The organism is Rothia sp. HMSC071C12 (genome assembly GCF_001813895.1).
Classification (GTDB): domain Bacteria; phylum Actinomycetota; class Actinomycetes; order Actinomycetales; family Micrococcaceae; genus Rothia; species Rothia mucilaginosa.
The window spans coordinates 139,272-163,582 of record NZ_KV814369.1 but is presented as its reverse complement, the minus strand read 5'-3'; the positions used below and the strand labels follow the sequence as shown (position 1 = coordinate 163,582).

Annotated in this window: 15 protein-coding genes; 9 read left to right on the top strand and 6 right to left on the bottom strand. The window is 62.5% G+C overall.

Features of this window, described 5'->3' with window-relative positions; all coding sequences use genetic code 11:
- The 9 genes from HMPREF2942_RS02635 to HMPREF2942_RS02595 form a co-directional block, all read left to right on the top strand.
- A partial coding sequence (locus HMPREF2942_RS02635; RefSeq protein WP_070688285.1) for a histidyl-tRNA synthetase occupies window positions 1–555 on the top strand: 555 nt, incomplete at its 5' end.
- Window positions 556–799: 244 nt separating this feature from the next.
- On the top strand, window positions 800–1,576 hold the full coding sequence (tpiA, locus tag HMPREF2942_RS02630) for a triose-phosphate isomerase (protein WP_049353119.1): 777 nt from the start codon (window positions 800–802) through the stop codon (window positions 1,574–1,576).
- A gap of 238 nt (window positions 1,577–1,814) precedes the next feature.
- Entirely contained in the window at window positions 1,815–2,279 is a 465-nt protein-coding gene (locus tag HMPREF2942_RS02625) for a hypothetical protein (protein WP_044143857.1), read from the top strand.
- Between the two features lie 108 nt (window positions 2,280–2,387).
- Complete coding sequence (gene secG / locus HMPREF2942_RS02620; RefSeq protein WP_012903590.1) at window positions 2,388–2,645, top strand: preprotein translocase subunit SecG; 258 nt, start codon at window positions 2,388–2,390, stop codon at window positions 2,643–2,645.
- A 191-nt stretch (window positions 2,646–2,836) separates the two neighbouring features.
- Window positions 2,837–4,246, top strand: coding sequence for an SWIM zinc finger family protein (locus tag HMPREF2942_RS02615; RefSeq protein ID WP_070688279.1), 1,410 nt, complete (start codon window positions 2,837–2,839; stop codon window positions 4,244–4,246).
- 69 nt (window positions 4,247–4,315) lie between these two features.
- Window positions 4,316–7,081, top strand: coding sequence for a DUF6493 family protein (locus tag HMPREF2942_RS02610; RefSeq protein WP_070688277.1), 2,766 nt, complete (start codon window positions 4,316–4,318; stop codon window positions 7,079–7,081).
- Window positions 7,082–7,159: 78 nt separating this feature from the next.
- Window positions 7,160–10,075, top strand: a complete 2,916-nt coding sequence (locus tag HMPREF2942_RS02605) for an endonuclease (RefSeq protein WP_070688275.1) — start codon at window positions 7,160–7,162, stop codon at window positions 10,073–10,075.
- Complete coding sequence (locus tag HMPREF2942_RS02600; RefSeq protein ID WP_070688273.1) at window positions 10,068–12,431, top strand: DUF6493 family protein; 2,364 nt, start codon at window positions 10,068–10,070, stop codon at window positions 12,429–12,431. The genes HMPREF2942_RS02605 and HMPREF2942_RS02600 overlap by 8 nt, the downstream gene beginning before the upstream one ends.
- 473 nt (window positions 12,432–12,904) lie before the next feature.
- Window positions 12,905–15,547: a TerD family protein gene (locus HMPREF2942_RS02595; protein WP_070688271.1), complete on the top strand. Its 2,643-nt coding sequence runs from the start codon at window positions 12,905–12,907 to the stop codon at window positions 15,545–15,547.
- Window positions 15,548–15,663: 116 nt separating this feature from the next.
- Here HMPREF2942_RS02595 and HMPREF2942_RS02590 read toward each other — a convergent pair whose 3' ends face one another.
- From HMPREF2942_RS02590 to tkt, 6 genes are all read right to left on the bottom strand, one after another.
- Window positions 15,664–16,008 carry a type II toxin-antitoxin system HicB family antitoxin gene (locus HMPREF2942_RS02590; RefSeq protein WP_070604265.1) on the bottom strand — a complete coding sequence of 115 codons (345 nt, stop codon included), beginning with the start codon at window positions 16,006–16,008 and terminating at the stop codon, window positions 15,664–15,666.
- A gap of 362 nt (window positions 16,009–16,370) precedes the next feature.
- Window positions 16,371–17,465: a 6-phosphogluconolactonase gene (locus HMPREF2942_RS02580; protein WP_070688269.1), complete on the bottom strand. Its 1,095-nt coding sequence runs from the start codon at window positions 17,463–17,465 to the stop codon at window positions 16,371–16,373.
- Window positions 17,458–18,444 (bottom strand): glucose-6-phosphate dehydrogenase assembly protein OpcA, encoded by a 987-nt coding sequence (locus HMPREF2942_RS02575; RefSeq protein ID WP_005506118.1) that lies wholly within the window; start codon window positions 18,442–18,444, stop codon window positions 17,458–17,460. Before HMPREF2942_RS02575 ends, HMPREF2942_RS02580 begins: the two co-directional genes overlap by 8 nt.
- Window positions 18,441–19,988: a glucose-6-phosphate dehydrogenase gene (zwf, locus tag HMPREF2942_RS02570; RefSeq protein ID WP_049349675.1), complete on the bottom strand. Its 1,548-nt coding sequence runs from the start codon at window positions 19,986–19,988 to the stop codon at window positions 18,441–18,443. The genes HMPREF2942_RS02575 and zwf overlap by 4 nt, the downstream gene beginning before the upstream one ends.
- A 394-nt stretch (window positions 19,989–20,382) precedes the next feature.
- Window positions 20,383–21,483 (bottom strand): transaldolase, encoded by a 1,101-nt coding sequence (gene tal / locus HMPREF2942_RS02565; protein ID WP_070604268.1) that lies wholly within the window; start codon window positions 21,481–21,483, stop codon window positions 20,383–20,385.
- A gap of 171 nt (window positions 21,484–21,654) precedes the next feature.
- Window positions 21,655–23,757, bottom strand: coding sequence for a transketolase (tkt, locus tag HMPREF2942_RS02560; RefSeq protein WP_070688266.1), 2,103 nt, complete (start codon window positions 23,755–23,757; stop codon window positions 21,655–21,657).
- Between the last annotated feature and the right edge of the window lie 554 nt (window positions 23,758–24,311).

Here is a 24,311-nt window from a genome sequence, read left to right as displayed (position 1 = left end):
CAGGCTAGCGCCGTGCAGGGCAGCCCCTTGCCGGAGAATACGGCGCAGAGCAATGCTGTACAGGAAAACACCGTGCAGAACAACGCTGCAGAAAGCACCACGGTAGAAGCTACTGCAGTACCTACCGCAACCGCCCTCCAGAGTCCCGCGCAAGACCCCGCCGTAGATGGTGCCGCATCCGCGGCTCCTGCCGAGGCGGTAGCACCCGCGCCCGCAGAGCCTAAGCGCATGGGCCTGTACTCGCTTATCTGCCTCCCCACCGGCGGATTCACGGCCTTCTTCATTGCAAATAGTCCCTACCTCTGGATGTATTACGCCTATTGGGAATCTTCCTCGGTAGCAACGGCTACTCTCATCATTTCGTTTGTTGTTTTGCTGTGTGTCTGCTTCACCTACTGTGCTCTTGCGGCGCTCATCGTTGAGAAGATCGCTACCCGAAAGCTGCCTTGGGGTCGTTCCCTCGCCATAAGTGCGCGCGCTACCGCGCTTCTTGTGATTGTTTTGACGATTGTCTTTTTCTGCTACACCTCGTACCTTCTCCGAGGCGGCTACTAACACACCGTAGACAAACATCACCGGCAGAATACCGGCAGGGTAGAGCCCCCTAAGCTCCACCCTGCCGGTACTTCGTATCCGGGGTTCCGCGCAATCAGCGAACGCGGGGTGAGAATAGTCAAGGCACAGCATAAAACCGCGCCGAACCAGTGAAAATATGCCGCCAACCCTCTAAAATAGAAAAGGAAAATTCCGAACAACAACCCCGCCCGGCATACCGCGCGGGAAAGCTAAGGAGCGAACTATGTCGCGTAAGCCCCTCATCGCAGGCAACTGGAAGATGAACCTCAACCACGCAGAGGCAGTCACCCTCGTCCAGAAGCTCGCATGGACCCTCGACGACGCAAACTTCAACTTCTCCGCAACCGAAGTAGCCGTCTTCCCGCCCTTCACCGACATCCGCTCCGTGCAGACCCTCGTCGAAGGCGACAAGCTGGACATCCTCTACGGCGGCCAGGACCTCTCCGTCCACGACTCCGGCGCATACACCGGCGAAATCTCCGGCGCATTCCTCTCCAAGCTCGGCGCAACCTTCGTGCTCGTCGGCCACTCCGAGCGCCGCACCTACCACCACGAAAGCGACGAGCTGTGCGCAGCAAAGGTCCAGGCAGCATACAAGCACGGCCTGACCCCCGTCCTCTGCGTCGGTGAGCCCCTCGAGGTCCGCGAGGCAGGCACCCACGTCGAGTACACCCTCGAGCAGCTGCGCGGCTCCATCGCAGGTCTGACCGCAGAGCAGGCAGAAACCCTCGTCATCGCATACGAGCCCGTCTGGGCAATCGGCACCGGCAAGGTCGCAACCGCAGACGACGCACAGGAAATGTCCGCAGCAATCCGCGCAGAAATCGCTAAGCTCTACTCCGCAGACGTTGCAGAGAAGGTCCGCGTTCTCTACGGTGGCTCCGTCAAGTCCTCCTCCGCACCCTCCATCATGGGCAAGGAAGACGTGGACGGCGTGCTCGTCGGCGGCGCATCCCTGCAGGCTGACGAGTTCGCAGCAATCGCACGCTTCGACGCATAAAACCCTGACGCACCATAGCGTCTCATAGCGTTACAGCGCCTGGCGGGTACCCACCCGACCGGGCGCTGAACCATTTAACCGCCACCGAGTTAGCGGTGGATGTACGAGGCGGGAGTAAGAGCCGGGAGCAGGAGCCAGACGTAAGGGGCGGGGGAGAAGGGCCGGGCGCGTTCGCCCCTCGCCGCAAAACCCACCCGGAATACGCCGACCCCGCGGTTCGCCCCGTACACTTAACGGCATGTTCAGCTTTGGTTTTTCCCTGGTCATCGCAGCCCTCGTCGGCATGATCCTCTACAGCTACCTGCGCAACCGCAAAGTGAGTGCCCCGCGCCTACCCGGCAACGACGGCGGCAACATCGGCTACGCAGGCGGCGCAGAATACCAGGAACCCTCGCCCGAATACCAGTACTTCGAGAGCCGCCGAGAAGCATTCCTCGACCAGCTCTACAGCCGCACCTCCTCACCGGAAATCCCCGTCACCCTCACCCTGCGCGACTGGGTAGACCAGGGCTTCTACGCTGAAGGAGGCGCCTACTGGGCAGCCGCGCAGCAGTTCACCTACTACCTCATCGACGGCGGATACGTGCGCGCCTACGACACCGAAGGCGATGAGCTCACCGCTCAGCGTGTGCTCACCGACCGCCCCGCAGCACTGCAGCTGACCCCCAGCGAATACCAGCGCCGCAGCAACCGCGCCGCGTAAAAGCCGCCTCAACGTGACCGAATGGCGGCTGTAGCGTATAGTTAAACCCGTCTGTCTGCACCCCCGCAGTCCAGGCACCCCACCAGAAGACAACGAAGGAAGGTCCCCATGGACGTCATCATGAACGTACTCATGGTCATCATCGCCATCACCAGCGTGATCGCAGTGATGCTTGTGCTGCTCAACCGCGGTCAGGGCGGCGGCCTCTCCGACATGTTCGGCGGCGGTATGACCAACTCCCTGAACTCCTCCGGTATGGCGTCGAAGAACCTGATTCGCCTGACCGTGACCGTGATTGTCATCTGGGTTATCGCAGTGGTCCTGTACGGCCTGGCCCTGCGCTTCAACGGCCAGATCGTCGTCTAGCCTGAGCCTCTCATCAGAGCCCACGCCCACCCCATCGAGGGTGAGCCAAATAGAGCTTCTCCCCGGCACTTCTCAACCGAGAATGTCGGGGATTTTTTATGCACCAAACGGCAATGACGAAAGCGGTAGCGGGACGCGAATCTTTACGGCATGATAGGACGTATACACCACATACGAAAGGCAAAGAAGCCATGAGCGCCTACACCCTCGACTACACGTACACCGCCCCGTCAGCCCTCATCGACGGCGCCGACTCCCGCGCGCTCAGCCTCGCTACCAGCGGCGGCAGCACCCCCGAAGGCGCCGCATCCCACCCGTACTTCTTCTCCGGGTTCCTCGAACGAGCAGACGTCTACGCCACCGCACTACTGGTCGTCGCCAGGGTCGCCCGCACCCGCTTCTACGTGCCGCCCAGCTCCCTCGCCGGAGCCCTACGCGCCGCAGACCCAGTCGTCACCAGCACCGCCGAAGGCCTACGCTTCGAATCCTTCAGCGCCTGCTGCGGAGTGTACGCGCGCCTCGACGTTGACTCCAGCGCACTCGACGCCAGCCACAGCGCCGTAGGCGTCACCAACGTAGACGTCAACCCGCCCCTGCGTGCCGCGCTCGCCTCCCTCAGGGCAGGGGAGCCCATCCACCTGAACGTCGGCGACGACGGGCTGCTCACCACCACCCTTGACGGCTCCGTCATGGAAGAAAAAGTGCCGCTGCCCATCCGCTGGCTCAAAGGCTTTGCAGAAACGCAGATGCTCTCATCCCGCATGAGCCCCGTGCACAGCCTGGACGCTGCCGCCGCCCGAACCTTCATCCACTCCCTGCCGCGTAACTCCAGCACCAAGGCGGTACTGTGGGCAACCCGTGCCGTGCGTTCCCTGCGGCTTGCCACCCGCGCCACCGCTGGATCCGTATGCGTGGCGGGCCCCGAGCGTCTGCGCGTGCTTGAGCCGCTCATCCGCCACATTCAGCGCCTGGACGCGTACAGTGAGCCCGTGAGCGCCGGTAACGCGCCCGTTCCCAGCGTGTGGGTGGCGCATCTGCCCGGCGCACGCCTGAGCATTGGTTTGAGCCCTGAAAAGTCACGCGGGTTCTCCGGTGAGGGATCCGTGCTGCAGGCGCTGTCTAACCCGAACACCGCCCAGAACGCTGACATGCTCAGCGTGCTGCTTTCCTTCGAGCCGCGCATTGACGTGCCCGTCATGTCTGCCCGCGCAGGCCTGGACGAGGCGGCAACCCGCGACGCCCTCGCCCTGCTGGCTTCCTCCGGCCAGGTTGGTTTTGACGCGCACGCTGGCGAGTATTTCCACCGCCCGCTACCCGTGCATCCCGAGGCGCTGACCGCCATGCACCCGCGCCTGGTCGGCGCGAAAAAGCTTGCCGATTCCGGCGCTATTGAGCGGGTCGGTGAGGGGGAGCACGGCACCGGTGAGTACAGTGTGCGCAGCGGTGAGAACACGTACACCGTGGTGCTACCCGCCGACCCGTACGCCGTGGAGGGGTACCTCTGCTCCTGCCCCTGGTGGTTGAAGTACCGCGGTACGCGCGGCCCCTGCAAGCACGCCCTGGCGGTCAGCATTCTTTACCGCGAACACGCCGCCGGCTAGACACACCACGCACCGCACTAAAAGACGACGCCCCAAAAGCTCGCTTCAGCTTCCTTCCGAAAGACCACCATGAGCAAACGCCCCGAAACGCATACCTTCCCCGAAGGTGTTATCACCGAGCCGCTCCCCGGCGAAGTTATTTACCCGCTCCTCAGGCAGCAGAAAACCTGGAGCGACATCATGCACTTCAACCGCAATCTCGCCAATATCCTGGCGGTCGGCGGTACCTTCGAACAGATTTACCGCCGCTGGCAGTACTTCGACATTGTCACCACCCCATACGGCTCCCAGCTCGGTAAAAACACGCCCGGAACCGTCACCCAGGACCGCGTTAAAGCCTACGCAGAGTTCGGCTGGTTCACCGGAGGTGTTGCCATGCGCCTAGCTGAGCTCTACGGCGGGGCGCGCCTCGAACACAACGAGGAATACTACACCGCCCTCATCAACTGCGACCGCGAGCTGATTCTCCCGCTGCTGCGCGAGGACGAACAGCTCCGCGAAGAACTCATCTGGGGCATGCTCGCCGTCGAAGGTAACCGGGACGTATCCCTCACCCAGCGCGACTCCTACAAGCCCGGGCAGAAGGTCAACAACCCCGGCTGGTCCTGCGCCCTCATCGAAGCCACCGAAACCGGGCTGATTAGCCGTGACCGCCTGATTGATGCGCTCCTGAGCTCCCTCATGAGTGACTTCCCGGCGTACCGGGTCGGCTGGTTCTCACGCCTGGTCACCGGTCTCAAACTCACCGCCGAAGAAATTGCGGCACGTCAGAGCGAATTTCTGACGCTTTTCTCCTCACCCATCGGCCCGAGCGTAACCCTCGGTGTGCAGCATATTCACCGCCTCTGGAGCAAAAACCCGCAGGCGCTGGATGCTACCGCCTTCGCCTACGCGGCACCCGCCGTATGCGCCGGAACCAAAGCAAACGCACTCAAAATCCTGACCATGCTCCAAGCGCTGTACCGGGCGGGCACCCTCGATGCTGCCGTTTGCGAAGACGCTGTAGTCATGGCGCTCAGCCACACCCACGCGCAGGTTCAAGCCGCCGCCCTCAAACACCTCGAAGAATGGGTGCAGGCGGGCGCTGCAGACAACGCGAGCGCCGAGACTATCGTGTTCGCCGAGCGTGCCCGCGAACTCTACCGCGACTACCGTTCCCAGCTCGATCCGCTGGTTGTGGCGCAGATTCAGGGTTCGCCGCTCCTCGAAGATGGGTACAGCCCGGAGAATAGCCGGGGGAGCGGCACGGAAGACGCAGCCCTCACTGAAGCTGCTGACCTTGAGGCCGCCGCCGCGGAGGCGCTCGCCGCCTCCCGCGCCGTAATCCACCGGTACTGGGACACCCCCGTGCGCCCCGTTACCGAATCCGACGTGCAAGAACGCGCCCGTGCACTCCTGCACCATCAGATTGCACCCTGTGCAACCCCCGATACGCTCAACGAAACGGAACTTCCCGAAACGCACGCCGGATGCGAGCTGGAACTGGAACTGCTCACCGCCTACCTGCTCAGCGCCGACGGCGTCGCGCAGAGCCCCAAACTGCTCGAACAGCTGGTTCCTATCTGCCTGAAAAAGCTGAACCACTGGGGTTTGACATGGTTCGACATGCGCGCGCACTTGACGGTTCTTGCCGCCGCCGGGAAGCTGCGTGAGCGCCCGAAGGCGTCGGAAATGACCCCGAGGGAAGACCCCGGTACGGTGCCAAACCTGCACTACATGTACTCCCGCCACGCCGCGTTCTTCAGCACCGGATTCAAGGATGCCCTCGGCGTGCTGCAGAGCAGGCAGAGCTACACCCCGCTCGCCACCCCTGAGCTGTTTGGCGGGTGGGTGCATCCGGATACCCTGGTGCGCCGGTACACCAAGAACCTGGCTGATGGAGCCCCCATCCTGCGCCAGGATTTCACTGCGGCGCTACTGCGTGTGCGCGTGCCGGAGGTGCTGCCTCCGTACGCTACCGACGAGCAGCGACAGAACGCCCAGAGCCGCCGTGCTGAGGCGCTGACCCTGCTTGAAAGCCTCGAAGAGCAATACGTGAAGAACGCTCAGGAGGAGGCTCCGCGCTCTGCCCCTACCCAGATTCGCGTGCTCCGCTCCGCCCTCGACGGCACCCTCGCCACCGGGCGCGTCAACCCCTACCTGGAATCCATCACGGTATCCCAGAGGGAGAAAAGCTGGGGCCTTCAGCTGAACGGGGTGGCGCACGGTGCTTCCACCCCCGAGCTGAACGCTTTCCGCGGCCTCGCCACCGCCCACCACGACGAAGAAGGACAGTACGCCCTGCTCTATCCCTCACGGGCAGAACCGCTGGCTTTCTACTGCGCTAGTAGCAACTGGTACAGCTTGGATCACAGCGCCTTTGACCGGAGCCTGTATTTGGCGTTGGCGGCGCACCCCGGCGCGTGGGGTCCCGCCTGCGCGTTCGTGTTTGCCGCGGGCTTCTCGGAGCAACGCGTTGAGATTCGTTCCCTCGCCGTGGAAATCATGCACCGCGTGCTGGACGACCAGCTCAGCCTTGAGGACACCACGGCAGGCTTCGTGAACTTTGCGCCGCTGGCGATGCTGAACCGTTGGGCGCTCGCCCTCACCGACTTCGCCCAGCTGGATGCGCGGGCGGCAGTGCGCTTCTTCGCGCGCCTCATACCGCACCTGGATACCGGTGCGAACTCACTCGGTAAGCTGCTGGGCGCTTTCAGCCAGGCGTTGGCGACCCTCGACCCTGCCACCCGTGTGGAGCTCGTGGATGAGCCGCTGCGTGCCTGGTTGGGTACGCTGACCGGTTCTTCGCAGAAGGCGCGGTACGCCCGGAATATCCTCAACCAGGTGCAGAGCTAACCGCCCCGCCCGCACCCGTTCAAACCCTCCATTCAACTCTTCACAACCATTCACCATCAACTCCGAAAGCAGGTACCAATGACTGATACCGCCCAGCCGCGCAACCCTAACGAGCGCAGCGCCAGCGAGCATAACGCAGGGGAGCGCACCCTCGAAGAGCGCCGTGCCGCCCTCAAAGCCCTTATGGCGGCAGAATCAACTGACGTGCAGGAATACCATGCCGTCATCACCGGCGCCACCGAGGAGGAACGCGCCTCCCTCGCCCGAACCTTCACCCCCAAGAGCGTGATCGGTAGCGACCACATTAACCGCACCCCGCTCGCCGCCTACGTTGCCGGGGCGCTCGTGCGCACCCCCGACGGCGACCCTTGGGAATACCACCGTTCCGCCGGTCGCGCCATGCGCACCCTGCTCTGGGAGGGGCGCCCGGATCAGCAGCTGATTGACGCGTTCCTGCTCGGCGCCACCGAACGCCCCGACGAGTGGATTCTGCGTTTCATTGAGGGCCTGTCGAACTCTTGGGCGCGCTCGAAGAAAATTTGGGAAACCTGCTACATGCTGCTTCGTGCCCGTAACCTGAGCTGCGATGCCCCCGAATACCTGGTCCTTTTCTTCCACGAGGCCCTGCCCTGCGTGAAGAAGGACAGCGCGAGCAACCACGCCCAGCTCAAAACCTTCTTCACCCGTGACATGACCCTGCTCGACCAGGAATTTTGGGCGGTCTTCCGCACCGAAGGGGTGCTCTTCAAGGGCTACGGCAACTACATGGGCGAAAGCGCGGAACTGTGCCGCCTCATGGGCGAATACTTCGACATTCGCGACGAGATTCTGGACGCCCTGCTACGCGGCCTGACCAGCGATTTCAGCGCATTCAACTCGGCTGCGTTCCACTCCGTCTACACCGACCTGCAGCCCACCGACGCAGAAAACCGTGCACGCCTCGGGCAGCTCATGGCTGTCCTCACCGCGGAACCCAGCGCCTCCGTCGGATTCGCCCAGACCATGCTGCAGAACGTGCTCAAAGCCTGCGCACCCGCCGCCCTGCAGAAGACCCCCGACCTGCAGCCCCTCGAACAGCTTGACCTGGAACAGCTCATCGACGCACTCGGCGCGAACCTCTACCGCACCGAAAAGAAGATTCAGCGCGGCGCCCTGCGCCTGCTCAAGCTCATCGCCACCCAGTACGCCGGCGTGAGCAAAGCCAAGCGCAAGAAGGCGCAAACCGCCGAGCAGGTGGCGCTCGCCAACTACGTTGCCGACCGCGTCCTCGAAGCCTACGAGGTGCTACCCCTGGAGTTGCGCGGCGCCGCGGAAGCCTGCCTGCCCGAAGACCGTCTGCCCATGGCGGAAGAGGCGGAGGCGGCGGGCGCCTCCGTAGAGGTGCCGCCGGTGCTGTTGCCCGGCACCCCGCGCCATGAGCCGTTCACCCCCATTACGGATTTGAACGAGTTCTGCACTCTGCTGACTGAGGAGTCGAACACCACCTCCGGCCGAATTATCGGTGACGAATCTCCCAGCACTAGGGGAGAGAACCTAGCACGTCTGTACCACTTTGCCGCAACCGGGCAGCTGGCACCGGCAGATCAGCAGCAGCTTCGTACCCTGCGCAAGATTGCCAGCGAATATTACTACAACAATGTCGCGTACATGCCTGTGCTGTGCATCGTGCTGAAAGCTAACGCCGAGGCCGCAGGATACGAGTCATGGGAGCTACCCGAGCTCACGCCGCTCCTGCAGTATTCCGACCGTAGTGAGATGGTTGCACGAGCTCACCCGAGTAACGCGCTCCTGAGCAAGGAAGAGATGATACGTCTGACTATTCAGAATAAACACCATCTCTGGAATGCTGACTACAAGCCGTTGAAGGGTTACCGTGACCTCTATGAGATCTTCCGCGAGCAGATGCGTGCCGTTGCTGCCGGGGGAGAGTACCACACGGAAGGACGCACGGCGCGTCTGCTGATCGCACCACTACCCGCCCGTCAGCTTACCTACAGTGACTGGACGTACCGCATGGTCTCCAGCCTGGACATCCCTTGGAGCGGCTACAACCGCGGTCTCGATTTTGATCGAATTGAGGAATACCGGCAAGCCAGCCAGGAAGGTCGTCTTCGCGAGGCAGGTTTCGAAAACTTTAACGTTGAGGAATTTGTGGAGTACCAGCCCATGTGGCAGGTCAAGGGCGACATCGTGGATACCGCGGATGAGGCACGCGAGGCGCTGATCCACGCAACCGCTGGCATGAGCCCCGAGGAAGCCATCGCCTACGAGGTGTTGAACACCGCGTTCATTCCCTTCGTGTACCTACTGAATCTCGATAGCGTCGATGGGTGGCGGGGCGACTATATTATCGTGCTCACCGAGTGGTCCTCCTGGTTGCTTCAGAACAACCCGGACCTGCTCTCGGCATACTTCATGTTCGCTGGGAGGGCTGTACTCGACTATAAAAATGCGACTCCTGTATTGCCGCTTCTGCATGCGCTGAGGGAGTCCACCGTGCAGGTGGGTGCCCCGACCTGCACCCTGCTCGGCTATGTGGCGAGCGCGAAGAATTCTGAGTACCGTCTGGCGGCGGCAGAGGCCATTGCGGCACTCTTTGAGGCGGGCCTGCTGGATACAGGAACCTTCGCAGAGACCCTAAAGTGGGCGTTGGAGGACGGGATGGTCCTTCCGAACCGCCTGGTGGCGACCCTGCGTGAGGTGTCGGCTATTAGTCCGCTGGCGGGTTGGCGTGTGCTGCAGGTTCTGCGTCTGCTGCTGCCGATGGTTGGTGGGCTGACGAAGGGCGGCGACTATGTGCGCCTGGCGGTGGAGCTTGCCAAATTGTACGGCACGCCGGTTGAGATCCCCGCCGAGCTGGAGCCGAAGATGAAGGGCTCCACGGTGCTGGCGAAGAGCCTGCGTGCCCTGGCTGCCGTGACCCCGCGCGTGACGGAGGAGGCGCTTGCCGCCCGCGAGGCAGCGCTCGCGCTACTGGGTGAGAGCGGTGCCTAATACTGTGCCTGAAAGCGTGCATCCTGCGGCGCCTGCGTGGAGCGCCGAATACCTGCAGGAGTTCCTGTGGCGTATTGTGCCGGGTCGTTCCATGCGCTCTATGGATGATGAGGCGATTGCCGAGTTTTTCAGGGAGCATCCGGAACACTGGGAAAAAATCTGGGCGCTGTTTACCGTGGAGGGCGCCATGCCCTCGAATGGTCTAGCACTCTGGTTTATTTATGATGCGCAGCTGACTATTTGCGGTCATGATTTGCTGGTGTATTTGGCGGAGCGTTTTCCGCAGTATCGAGCCCGGATTGAGCAGGAGTGCGTTCAGGCGTTGCTACGTGATTATGCGCCGCAGAACGCCCGCGTTTTCTCGCGTGCCTTTGAGGCTCTGACGGCGGTTCCGAAGGGGCTGCGCGGTGCTGAACGTAAGCAGGCTTTGGTGGGTCAGGCGCAATCCTATGCTCGGCACGGTGCGCTGATTCCGGCGTTGTTGGCTTCGCCGGTGGCGACCACGGCTGCTGTGGGTGCGCAGATGCTGCAGAGTGTTCTGCAAGTCTGCGCGCCGTCTGGCGGTTCTGCCCCTGCCGGTCTGCTGCCGCTGACTGCTGGTGAGCTTCAAACCCTGGTGGCGGAGGCGCTACCTGCCGTCGCGCAGCTGCTGTTCCGGCGTGAGAAGAAGCTGATGACTGCCGGTTTGAAGGTGCTTGAGTTGAGTGTTCGGGCGGTGCCGGAATGTGCCGGGGAGGTGTCTGTTTACGCGCAGGATGCTGTGGAGGTTCTTCCTCTGGAGCTGCGCGATCGCGCCCAGAAGCTGTGCCCTGACACCGTGCCTGCACAGCCTAGTTCGATTCAGCCTGGCTCGGCTCAGCTCGCCTCCACCCAGTCTGCCTCAGATCAGCTGCCCCGTAGTGTGCAGATTCCGGATGTCCCTGCCCTTGGGCTCTCAGCCTCGGAGGTGAACGCCGCCCTCAACGCGGCGCCCCAGGCTGGGCGCGCCTCCGAAGCTACCCGGGATGCTATTCGTAACGACCGGGACTGCGAAGAGCTGCTGTTCGCCCTCTACCACCTCAACGAGAGGGAGCAGTCTGTCCGCCGCATCCCGGCGCTGCTGAACTACCTGCATCGGGCGCATCAGGAGGGGCGAGTTATTGAGTTCAGTCCCGCTTTTCAGAAGCATCTGCGCCGCTACCTGAGCCGTGCCTGGCATGACGGTCGCGACCAATTGCGGTATCTGGCGTACCGTCTGCTGGTTCAGCATGTGCACGCCGCAGACCCTGACCCGCAGGCAGCACTCACCGAGCACACGGGTCGTTTTCAGGGTGCTGATTTTCACTTCAAGGGGTACCCGCGCAAGGGTAGCGAATATTGGGCGTACCGGTCGCCCACGGCGCTGTTCCACGAGCAGCTTCGCGTAGCGTTCGGGGATCAGCCCTATAGTAGCGAGGGCGCGGCTGGGCAGGGCTTTGCGCCTCTGCTGGCTGAGCCGTTACCTGCGGTGGAGCGTTCTTTTGAGCGTACGGTGATTCGTTTCAAGTCATACCGTGAGGCGTTTCCGAAGGTTCTGCACGGCGAGTATGAGGTGAATGATTCCACCTATGAGCTGTGGCAGGTGCCGGGGGAGGAGCTTGCCACGGAGCGGAGTACGTTCACGGCGGCGGCATACACGGTGGCTGGTGCCTGTGTGGAGTATCCGGGGCGTTCTCTGGAACATGCCGAGGTGCCGTCTGTTGCCCTAGTATGCGGCTGGTACGCCTGGGCGATGCGCCACAACCCGGACCTTCTGGCGGCGCAGTATAAGCCGCTGCTGAGCGTGTATCAGTTCTCTCGTCTTCACGGTTTTGAGGAGATTATGCAGACGCTCGGTGCGGCGGAGCGTGCTCTGGGTGTGCCGTCGTATAACTTCCTGGCGTGGGCTTCTGTAGTGTACGCCCCGGAGCGTCGTGCGTTGACGGCGGAGACGATTGCCTCCCTCATTGACCGCGGCAACTGGGATGCGCACCTTTTCGCCAGTGAGCTCGGGTACCTTCTGGAGCACGGCTGGTTCGGGGCGAATCGTCTGGTGCAGACGTTGAACGATGCCGCTTCGTTGAGTCCCTTGGCGGGGTGGTCTGTCTTCCAGACGGTGCGCCGGATCCTTCCGTTGGCTCCGCAGGTGGGTCAGGGTGCGTCCCTTGTGAAGCTGGCGGTTGAGCTTGCCGAACTGTACGGTACGCCGGTTGAGATTCCCGCCGAGCTGGAGCCGAAGATGAAGGGCTCTACCGTGCTGGCGAAAGCACTGCGCGCCCTGGCCGCGGTGACCCCGCGCGTGACGGAGGAGGCGCTTGCCGCCCGCGAAGCCGCGCTCGCCCTGCTCGGGGAGTCCTAGCCCGAAAAATCTACCTGCCGGTGAGGCTACTTGCCCCTTAGCTAGAGCCTCACCGGCGGGTAGAAACCCCCTAGTAGAAACCCCTAGTATGCTTCGGTGACGAAACGGCTTGACCACCGTCGCGGGGCGGGAGTACTCTATAGGTAATGGCGGATCATGAAGAGTCCTACTTTCTGAAATATCTTTCCTATATTTATCGGATTCTTCGCTTCCCGCCATTTTTTCTTTTAACCCAGTTCCCACGCGGCTGACAGATAAGCGGCCAACAGATCAGCAAGCGACCGATCAACAAGCAACGGATAAGTGCCGCCCAGGCTCCGCGATACGTAACCGCCTGTTACCCCGCGAATATGTACCCCCGCAGGTCACCGATGACCAAACCCCGCGACAACCCGCACCCACGCCGCTACGATAAGAACATAGACACACCACCGACGGTGACAGCCGGGTGAGACCAACGGAAAGGACGACCCGTGACCACTCCCTACGACGCATCCCCCTACCTGCAGGAATCACCCTACTTCAACGAATCCGCCTACCTTCACGGCGAAGCGCCCGAGGGCCTCAGCCCCCTCGTGCGCCTCATCCTGATGCGCCGCTACGGCGTGTACGTCTTCACCGACCTGGACGGCCCCTACTACCGCTCGAACTACTCGAGCATTAACGACCTGCACCACTCCGGCGCATTCGACACCGACCTGGGGCGAGTATCCGTCCTGAGCAATTGCGGTCTGACCCTCAGCCCTGAGTCCCTCGCCCAGGCGCTGAACGCCAGCGCCAACGAATTTGCCCTGTTCGCAACCATCTGGTCCTACGAATACGGCTACCGTCCCGGCCGCGTGTTCCGCCGCGACTTTGATCTGCGCGCCCTGACGCTCACCGACGAGCAGCGCTACACCGAGCAGATCATGCACTACCTCTCCAACCCGTACTACAACCCGGACGGCACCGAGCGAATCCTTGGCGGCCTGCCCGAGAACTACGTGCCCTACGAGTGGCAGCAGCCGATGAGCCGCTCCAACTTCACCAGTATGGAACGCAACCGCCGACCCCTGCAGATGGTCAGCGGCGTGCAGAACGCCCTGATCATGGCGGGTGCCCTCTACCAGCAGCTGCTCGGTCAGCAGCAGGCGTACAACCAGACCGACCAGCGCGACCTGGTGGCGTTGCGCCGTTTCCTCGCCCAGCATGACGCGCTGCCGGCTGCCCGACCGGAGAACACCAGCCGCGAAAACCGCGTGTTCATCGCCGCCTGCCTGCACCCCGAAGACGCTGAGCACTTGTACACCATGAAGGAGGCGCTCGCCCTCGCCGCCGCCTACTCGCGCCTGCGGTTCAACGGCACGGTGGGCGACCTGAGCCTGAGCCGCGCCCCGCGCCTGAAGTTACGCCGTAGCGAACGCACCCGCATCGCACACCTGCTCAACCGCATCATTGAAGCTGACCCGGTCGGTGCCCGCTACGACAGCGCGCCCGCAGCTGAAATGTACAAGCGCCTCGTCAAGGCGATTCACCCCGGAGACTACCCCTCGCTGACCGCGCTGAGCCGCTGGGCTGACGACCTGTACCGCGGTGAGGTGTACAGCTTCGAGTCGCTGGTGGACCGCGCCTACGCAACCCGGGATGCGCAGAACGTGGCTCGCCTGCTCTCCACCCGCCCGGGCGTTTTTGCGCGCCAGCTGGTGCGCGCCCTGACCGCTTTCGAGGCGCCGCGCTACGGCATTGACACCGCCCCGAGCCCCGGCCAGCAGGTCATCTTTGACGCGTTTGCCGCCGTGGCGCCGCGCGTTTCCGCGCCCATCCTGGTTCAGATTCGTAACCTGGTGACCCTGCAGCGTAACGCGCTCGCGAACCCGCCGAAGGAACGCCCCGCCAACCCGGTGGCGGTGCAGGAGGACCGGGAGCTCGCTGACAACGCGCGCCGCAACCCGGAGGGCGTCGCGAGGGTTCAGAACATCATGCAGAACGCGGGCATCCCGAACCCGCTGGGTTCGTTCTTTGGGGATAATTCCGGTCCGGAGAACCCGCTACCGTCCATTCCGGTCGGTTCCGAGAGCCCCGCGAGCCAGCGCGAGGAGCGCCGCAAGGCATCAGCTCAGAAGGATCAGCCTGCCGCCCCGCAGCGCATGAACCTGTCCAAGACCGGCATCGCCACCATGATTCCGGCGCGCGAGTACAGCCCGGCGGTGCTGGACCTGCTGGAACGCCTGGTTGAGATTGGTCTGTCCGGCCGCCTTGCCGAGACCAGCATCTACCTGCCCGAGCAGGTGGGGGACATGGTCATGCCGCTGAACACCCGCAGCGCCCGCCCCTCCCTGGACGGTATGGGCCGCTACAACACCTCCACGGTGCACCTGCCGCCCACTGGCGTGATTCGCCTCTTCTGCTTCTGGGATGAGGGCGTGGACATTGACCTGTCGCTGATGATGTTCGACGCCGAAGGCAACTACATGGACAAGATCAGCTACTGGTCGCAGACCGCGAAGAACAGCCAGGGTGCCATTTACGCGCACCACTCCGGTGACATTACGGACGGTACCGGCGGCGCCTGGGAGTACATCGACATTGAGGCGCGCAAGGCGCTCAAGGCGGAGGTGTGCTACCTCGTGCCGGTGGTGCAGCTGTACTCAGGTTTCGGGCAGACAAGTACCCTGGACGCGGTGAACGACCTGCAGGCGGGCTTCATGGTGGTGCCCGCCGTGGGCGTGGGTGAGGTGCACGAGGTGAGCCAGGTGCACACCAAGTTCGCTCTGCGCGCTGAGAGCCGCGGCGTGTTGCCGTTCATTGTGGACCTGCAGAACCGCGACCCGTACGAGATTCCCGATGAGACTGACGCCATCGTGAAGGTGACGGATATTGGTCTTGCCCGCGGCATTAACGTGTTGCAGTCCGGCGCGAATATCACCGCCGTGCGTGAGCACTTCGACTGGGCGCAGCCGATGACGGTGCGCGAGTACCTGCAACTGACCGGCGCGAAGCTCGCCCCGACCGCCGAGGAGGCACAGGAGGTGCTGGAGGCGACGGTTCCGTCGCTGGCGGCACTGTACGTGGGCTTTGAGGCGGATGAATCTTCGGAGGAGCAAGAGCCGCAGAATCCTGCCGCTGCTGAACAGTAGGTGGGCGTAGCAAAAGAGTGGAGCCCCGGATAGTCGAAACTATCCGGGGCTCCACTCTTTTGTCATGTCATAACATTTTGGAATCTTCGTTGGATGATGAAGATGTACTGGCTTACTTAGGCGACTGCTTCGAGCTGTTGGCTCACGTACTGGTTCAGGCTCTGGTGAGAAAGCGCTGCCTGCTGAACCAGACGACGATGCAATTGCGGTGAAACACGCAAGTTGAATCGTCCTGAGAAGGAACGCAGAGAGAACGGTTCGGGTGCCTCGCGGCCGTCTTCTTCAAGAATTTCGAGGGTGTCGGCGACGACTTCTCGAATACCTGCGAATGCCTCGGTAGAGGTTGGGGCCAGGTATGAGAGGCTGGGAAATTCTGCGACGGTTCCGACAAATTCCTGGTCGTCTTCAGACCACTCGACGCGGTAGGTGTAGAGCTCCTGGCGGGGGAGAGTACTAGTCATCGTTATTCTCCAGTTTTCGAATGGCAGTTAGAACCTGCTTGACTTGGTATTTCTTTGCTTTACCGGAGTTTCCCTGTTGAATGTTGACAATAGGGTCACCATGCCAGGGGGTGCTGTAGTAGTGGTGAGATCCGCGGATACGCGGCGCTCCAAAGAAATGGGTGCATACCTTTTGAAGTTGAGTGAAAGTAACGTTTTGAGGGCTGGAGGCCATCTTCGCGACTAAATCTTCAATACTCGGCATACTTCATAGTACCACTTCTAGTACCATTCGGGGTGGTGTAAAACCATAGAGAAAAGCCCCGGGTAGTCGAAACTATCCGGGGCTCCACTCTTTTGTTGATGCAGTTCAGAACCGAACCTTACGGGCGGTTCTCAGGAGCCAGCGACTCCTCGGTTGCAAAAATCAGGGTCTGCTTCTTACCGCGTGCACCCACCGCCGGGGTTTCCAGCAGCAGCTCCGCGTTCAGGTCCTCAGCGTCCAGCTTCGCGCCAGCTAGCAGGCGGCTGGTCGCATCCTGCTTATCCTCACCGGTGATGAGGAAGAACACGTGACGCGAATTATTGATAATCGGCAGGGTCACCGACACGCGCTCAGCCGGCGGCTTCGGCGAATCAGAAACCATCACGGTCACAGCCTTACCGCCCTCAACTGGATCCTCCGGCAGACCGGTACCCAGCAGAACCTGCTTACGGCCCGGGAACAGGGAAGCAATATGACCGTCCGGGCCCATGCCCAGCAGGGTGATGTCAAAGACCGGTGCGGGCCACTGGCCGCCACCGCCACCACCGCAGCCTCCGCCGCCGCATCCGCAACCACCTGCGGGCTCAGCAGCCTCAGCGTCAAAGTCTTCGAGAGTGGTCTCTTCGATGGACTGCTCGGGTGCGGAAGAGCCGCAACCGCCGCCACCACAACCACAGCCGCCGGAGCCGCCGTGCTCGTGACCTGCGCCGCCACCGTGACCGCCAGCCAGCGGCAGTTCGGTTGCGCCCTCGGGCATCTGCACGCTCACAGCCGGTGCAGAACCGGCGTAGTCGCGCATCTCAAAGGCGTAGTGCTCAGCCGCAGCCTCAAGACCGGTGAAAATATCGGACGGACCCATGCGGTGCACATTGCCCACGACCAGGCCGTGCGACAGCAGGGGAGCGAGCAGCACCTCAATAGCCTGACCGTCATTACGTTCGGGGCTACGCTCGGGTACGAAACGCTCATCGGAGAACCAGAAGTGCACGCGGGACCAGTCGATATCCTTCACGCGCTCGTTCTCAGCCCACGCCTTCAAAGTGGCGATACCCATCGTGCCGCCGGTCAGCGAAATGTGGGCGATCGTGCGCTCAGAGAGCACGTGCTCAATGATGTCGAGGATGCGGGTCACCGCGTCCGCTGCGAGAGCGTCGCGGGTCGGGTGCGCCACCAGGGTGGGGGTGGATGCGCCCATGTTCTGAATCTTAGGCATCGAAAACCTCCGGGTATTCTTCGAGATCCAGCATGTCTTCAGGCTGGCAGGTATCGTCCACGAGGGTTACGGTGCACAGCGCCTGCTTCAGCACGTCACCGTAGGTGTCGTCCGGGTCGAGGCGGCGCAGCTCCTCAGAGATACACTCGGCGAGGGTACGCACCGGCAGCGCAATCTGCTGATCGGGCGCGTACGGGGTGGAGATGGTCGCCACGGAAATGCCGGGGCGGAACATCGTCACGGAACCGTCTTCACGCTCAATGCTGACGCGGTACAGGCCACGGTTTGCCGCGCCGATGGTGGCGAGGTGTACGGGCGCTTCAAGCTTCCAGCCGAGCCACGTACCGAGTAGCACCACGGACGGGGACTTGCTCGAACCCCACACAACCACGCGGCGTACGGGGGAGGAAGGCATCTGCTCCATGAGCGCCGCCAGCTGGGTGCGCCACAGGGTGAGGCGGGTCCATGCCAGGTCGGTGTCGCCTGCACGGAATACGTCGGTGAGCTTGCGCAGCGCTTCCTTCGGGTCGTCGGCGCGTGCAGAGTCGGTAATGCGACGCTGCGCGATACGACCGATGGAGTGCTGTGCCGGGTTCTCGGGCACCGAGTGCGGCCACCAGACCACAATCGGGGAGTCCGGCAGCAACAGACCGGAGATCAGTGCTTCGGTCGGGCGGGATGCGCTACCCCAGCCGCGCAGAACAATCATCTCGGATGCGCCGGTGTCGCCGCCGAGGTGGATTTCTGCATCCAGCTGGTCCGGGTCGAGCGGGTCGTGAGAGATGTGCACAATAATGCGGCTCGGGTGTTCGTGGGAGGCACGAATTGCGGCGCGCATTGCTTCGCGGGAGTGGCCCTTTTCCGCGAGAACAACGAGGGTGAGTACTCGTCCGCTGCTGAGGCTACCGTTGGCGGCAGTCAGGTGGCTCAGTTCCTTGTTGATGGCGGAAACGGTGGTGTTATGCAGGTGCGAGATCACGGGCGCCTCCAAGCGCGGTTGTCACGCTCAAGCATCTCGTGTGCTGAACGCGGACCCCACGAACCGGACTCGTAGGGTTCAGGCTTAATGCGGTTTTCTTCCCAGTACTCTTCGAAGGGGTCGAGGATCTTCCAGGAGAGCTCAACTTCTTCGTGGCGGGGGAACAGCGGCGGCTCGCCGAGCAGAACGTCCAGGATGAGGCGTTCGTAGGCTTCGGGGGACTCTTCGGTGAAGGAGTGGCCGTAGCCGAAGTCCATGTTGACGTCGCGGATTTCCATCTGTGTGCCGGGCACCTTCGCGGAGAATCGGATGGTCATGCCTTCGTCGGGCTGCACGCGGATGACGATGGCGTTCTGGCCGACCTGCGGGTTTTCACGTTCGCCGAAGAGACGGTCGGAGGACTTCTTGAAGACCACGGCGATTTCGGTGACTCGGCGGCCCAGGCGCTTGCCGGCGCGCAGGTAGAAGGGGGTGCCTTCCCAGCGGCGGTTTGCGATGGACACCTTCAGCGCTGCGAAGGTTTCGGTGCGGGAGTCTGCGGGGATGTCGTTTTCGTCGAAGAAGCCGTTGACGTGCTCGCCGCCCTGGTAGCCTGCGGCGTACTGGCCGAGCGCGAAGGAGTTCGGCAGGTCGTCGATGCGGACTGCTTCGAGGACCTTCGCTTTCTCGGCGCGCAGGTGCTTTGCGTCGAGGCTGAGGGGCTCTTCCATGGCGGTGAGGGCGAGCAGCTGCAGCAGGTGGTTCTGGATGACGTCGCGGGCCGCACCCACGCCGTCGTAGTAGCCTGCGCGGGAGCCGATGCCGATGTCTTCAGCCATGGTGATCTGGACGTGGTCAACGTAGTTGGAGTTCCAGAGCGGTTCGAACATCTGGTTGGAGAAACGCATCGCCAGGATGTTCTGAACGGTTTCCTTGCCCAGGTAGTGGTCGATGCGGAACACGGCGTCGGGCGGGAAGACTGCCTCCACGATGGAGTTCAGCTCGCGTGCGCTCTCAAGGTTGTGGCCGAAGGGCTTCTCAATGACCACGCGGCGCCAACCGTCGACGGGGTTGATGGTGTCGTTATCGCGGGATGCGAGGTCGTGTTCGGCGAGCTTGGTGAGGACCTGCTCGAATGCCTTCGGGGGGATGGAGAGGTAGAAGGCGTGGTTGCCGTGAGCGCCACGCTCGTCGAGTTCGGCAAGGGTGCTCTTGAGTTGTTCATAGGCTGCGTCGTCGTTGAAGGCACCTTCAACGAATCGCATGCCCTGCTGGAACTGGTTCCATACGTCCTCGCGGAAGGGGGTGCGGGCGTTTGCCTCAACAGATTCACGCACATAGGCGCGGAAGTCGTCATCGCTCCAGGGGCGGCGGCCGAAGCCGACGAGGCCGAAGCTCGGCGGGAGCAAACCGCGGTTCATGAGGTCATACACTGCCGGAAGCAGCTTCTTGCGGGCCAGGTCACCGGTTACGCCAAAGAAGACGAGCGCGGACGGCCCCGCAATGCGGGTAATGCGGCGGTCGCGAGTGTCCCTGAGGGGGTTCGCTTCATGACCGATAGTCACAATATATTCCTTTGATTGCCTTGGTTGGTTCGTGCGGCGCGCGGTTCGTACCTTGTCGCGCGGAGGCGATGCCGCATTCTGGAAGGTGTGTACCCTGTATTGTACCGGTTTTTGACGGGACGATATGAGGGGCACCTAACCCGCCGAGATTCCCTGGGGCGCCTCGGGCAGTGAAGCCCTGGCGGGAACCCTGGCGAAAATCCCGGTCAGAATCTCTACGAGAATCCCGGCGGATTGGTGCTGTGCCCACAATATGGTGGGCGTGCATATCGGGTGGTGTGCGTCGGGTGGTGCACACCGGGAACGCATTGGTCATGCGCTATATTTCAGTGGCTGCTGAACTTCAGTGGCTTCCGAATTTCAGCAGCTGTAGATTCGGCTGTGTCGCCTGGTTTTACTTAGCCTGCTCGAGTGCCTCGCGGACGGTCTGCAGCAGCTCTTCCCAGGAGACGTCGAACTTGGACAGGCCCTCAACCTCGAGCTTCTCCACGACCTCCGGGTAGGAGACGTAAGCGGAGATAGCGTCCAGAACGTTGTTGGACTCGGAGTAGTTCGGCACGATGGTGTTGCCGGTAACCTCGCCGTGATCGGCAACAGCGTTCAGGGTTGCCTCGGGCATGGTGTTCACGGTGTTGGGTGCGACCAGGCCGGTGACGTACAGGGTGTCCGGCAGCGAGGGGTCCTTCACACCGGTGGATGCCCACAGCGGGCGCTGTACGTTTGCGCCGTGTGCCTGCAGGCGTGCCCAACGCTCGGAGGAGAACATTTCCTCGAACACCTCGTAGGCGAGGCGTGCGTTTGCCAGGCCTGCCTTGCCCTTGAGCTGCACAGCGTCGCCGCCGGCAGCTTCGAGGCGTGCATCGATTTCGGTGTCTACGCGGGAGACGAAGAAGGATGCGACCGAGTGGATGGTGGACAGGTCCTTACCGTTCTCCAGCGCCTGCTCCAGGCCGAGCATGTAGGCGTTGATGACCTCGCGGTAGCGGGTCAGGGAGAAGATCAGAGTCACGTTCACGCTGATGCCAGCAGCCAGGGTTTCCGCGATGGGGCGCAGGCCTTCCTGGGTTGCGGGGATCTTAATCATGACGTTTTCGCGGCCCACGCGCTCGTAGAGTTCACGTGCCATCTTGGCGGTGCCTTCGGCGTCGCGTGCCAGGCGGGGGTCAACCTCGATGGAGACGCGGCCGTCAAAACCGTTGGATGCCTTGTAAACGGGTGCAAACACGTCGCAGGCTGCGCGCACGTCGTCGCAGGTTGCGGCGAAGACTGCCTCTTCAACGCTTGCGCCGGCGGCGGCAAGTTCACGCATCTGCTCGGCGTATGCGGCGCCCTTGGAGAGCGCGCCAGCGAAGATGGTGGGGTTGGTGGTCACACCGACGACGTTGTGGGTCTTGATGAGTTCGGCGAGGTTGCCGCTGGTCAGACGCTCACGGGAGAGGTCGTCAAGCCAGATGGAGACGCCGGCGTCGGAAAGCTTCTGAGTGGACTCAGACATGTGAAAACCTTCGATTCTTTGTCGAAATTGAAATTTGAGATATCAGTGAAATCTTCTGGGCGGCGGGAGGCTCCGGCTGAGCGGTCAGCCGGAGCCTACCCGTTGCGTCCGCACCCCACCCGTACAGGGGGAGCGCAGTGTGCGCGGCAGTTACCGCGGCGTTGTTACTGCCTACTTAGCGGCGTCGATGGAATCCTTAGCGGCGGCCACGACAGCCTCCGCAGTGATACCGAATTCGCGGTACAGGGTCTTCGCATCGGCGGATGCACCGAAGTGCTCGATGGACACGGCGCGGCCGGCGGTGCCGAGCAGGTCGTACCAGCTCATTGCCAGGCCAGCCTCGACGGAGACGCGTGCTGCAACCGAGGAGGGCAGAACCGACTCGCGGTACTCCTCGCTCTGCTCAGCGAACCACTCACGCGAAGGCATGGAGACCACGCGAGCCGCGATGCCCTGCTCGGCGAGGGTTGCGCGAGCCTGAACGGCCAGCTCAACCTCGGAACCGGTAGCGATCAGGATGACGTCCGGGGTGCCCTCGGTGTCAGCCATGATGTAGCCGCCGCGTGCGGTGCCCTCAGCGGAAGCGAACTTCTCACCCTCAGCGTCCGCGTGCACGTCTTCACGAGCCCAGACGGGCAGGTTCTGACGGGAGAGCACGATACCTGCGGGGCGGTCGGACTTCTCCAGGATGGTGCGCCATGCGACGGCGGTTTCGTTAGCGTCCGCGGGGCGAACTACGTCGAAGCCGGGGATAGCGCGCAGGGAGGAGAGGTGCTCAATCGGCTGGTGGGTGGGGCCGTCCTCGCCCACACCGATGGAGTCGTGGGTCCACACGTACAGTGCGGGAACGCCCATCAGCGCGGAGAGGCGAACAGCCGGGCGCTGGTAGTCGGAGAACACGAAGAAGGTGCCCGAGAACGCGCGGGTGGGGGAGGAGAGCACGATGCCGTTGACGATTGCTGCGGCAGCCTGCTCACGAATACCGAAGTGCAGCACGCGGCCGTAGGGGTTGCCGGTCCAGTCTTCGGTGCTGCGCGATGCCGGGTTGAAGGACTCTGCACCCTTGATGGTGGTCAGGTTCGAGCCGGCGAGGTCAGCGGAGCCGCCCCACAGTTCGGGGAAGGTGTCAGCGATAGCGTTGATGACGGTGCCGGATGCCGCGCGGGTTGCCACGGAGGTGCCAGCCTCGAACACGGGGAAGGCAGCCTTGTAGTCTGCGGGCAGTTCGCCTGCGACGAGGCGCTTGTACAGTTCGGCGCGCTCGGGGTTAGCCTTGGCCCACGCCTCGAACTTCTCGTCCCATGCCTTGTGCGCAGCGGCGCCGCGCTCGACAAGCTGGCGGGTGTGTGCCAGGACGTTCTCCTCGATGAAGAAGCTCTTGGCGGGGTCGAAGCCGAGCAGTTCCTTGGTTGCGGCGACCTCTTCAGCACCGAGCTTGGAGCCGTGCACTGCGCCGGTGTTCTGCTTGGTGGGCGCAGGGTAGCCGATGATGGTGCGCAGCTCAATGAAGGAGGGCTTGTCGGTGACAGCCTTCGCACGCTCAATAGCGGCGTACAGTTCTGCGACGTCCTCAACGTAGTCGCCGGTGCGGGTCCAGTCCACGCGCTGAACATCCCAGCCGTAGGACTCGTAGCGCTTTGCTACGTCCTCGGTGAAGGCAACGTCGGTGTCTTCCTCAATGGAGATGTGGTTGCGGTCCCAGACGACGATCAGATTGCCGAGCTCCTGGTGACCTGCGAGCGCGCACGCCTCGGCGGTGACGCCTTCCTGCACGTCACCTTCGGAGGCGATGACGTAGACGTGGTGGTCGAAGGGGGAGGTGCCCGGTGCTGCTTCAGGGTCGAACATGCCGCGCATACGGCGCTGTGCGTAGGCGAAACCAACGGCGGATGCCAGGCCCTGGCCGAGCGGGCCGGTGGTGATTTCTACACCCTTGGTGTGCTTGTATTCGGGATGGCCGGGGGTGAGGGCACCCCAGGTGCGCAGGGCTTCCAGGTCCTTCATTTCCAGGCCGTAGCCGCCGAGGAACAGCTGAGTGTACAGGGTGAGGGAGGTGTGGCCGGGGGAGAGGATGAAGCGGTCACGGCCTTCCCAGCGGTCGTCGGAGGGATCCTGGTTCATGACCTTCTGGAAGAGCAGGTAGGCGACCGGCGCCAGGCTCATTGCGGTGCCGGGGTGGCCGGATCCAACCTTTTCTACGGCGTCTGCGGCGAGGATACGTGCGGTATCTACGGCGCGCTGGTCGGTTTCTGTCCACTGGAAGTTCTCTGCCACGTGGGTGTCCTTTCACAACGTGAGTGGATGCGCCAGCAGGCTTGTGCTAGCGCGCTGTCCGTCGGGTGTAACGTGCCTTCCGGGGTGCTTATTCCCGCGCCGGTAGGTGCCTGGTTAGGTACCAGGGTAGGTGCGGGGCGTCCGGAGAGTTGTTTCGACCCTTTCGTTTTAACAGGATAGTTCACTGGGCGGAAGTATCCGGTGTGTGAATGCAGACATTCACAGGGTGATACGGGGCTGAGATGGAGAAAAAGCTACGCTACAACGCGGGCGCTGTGGATTTCACGGTGCATGTTTGAGCTGTGTTTCTGAGCTATGCGCTGAATATTGTTCAGTAACGTAACAATTTTTGTGTAAGTGGTGAAGCTCATGTTAAGGTTGAGCAGGAAGGTTGCAGACCGAAACAGTGGTTGGGTCGGTCTGCATCTCGGTGATTGAAGCCCCTCCTCCGCGTAAGAACCGTTGATTATCTTACTGTGGTGGTGAGATAAAAGGTTCTGGAGGAGGGTGCTTTCTTTTAGTCTCTGACCGTACACTTTGTGCAAGGTTGAGGC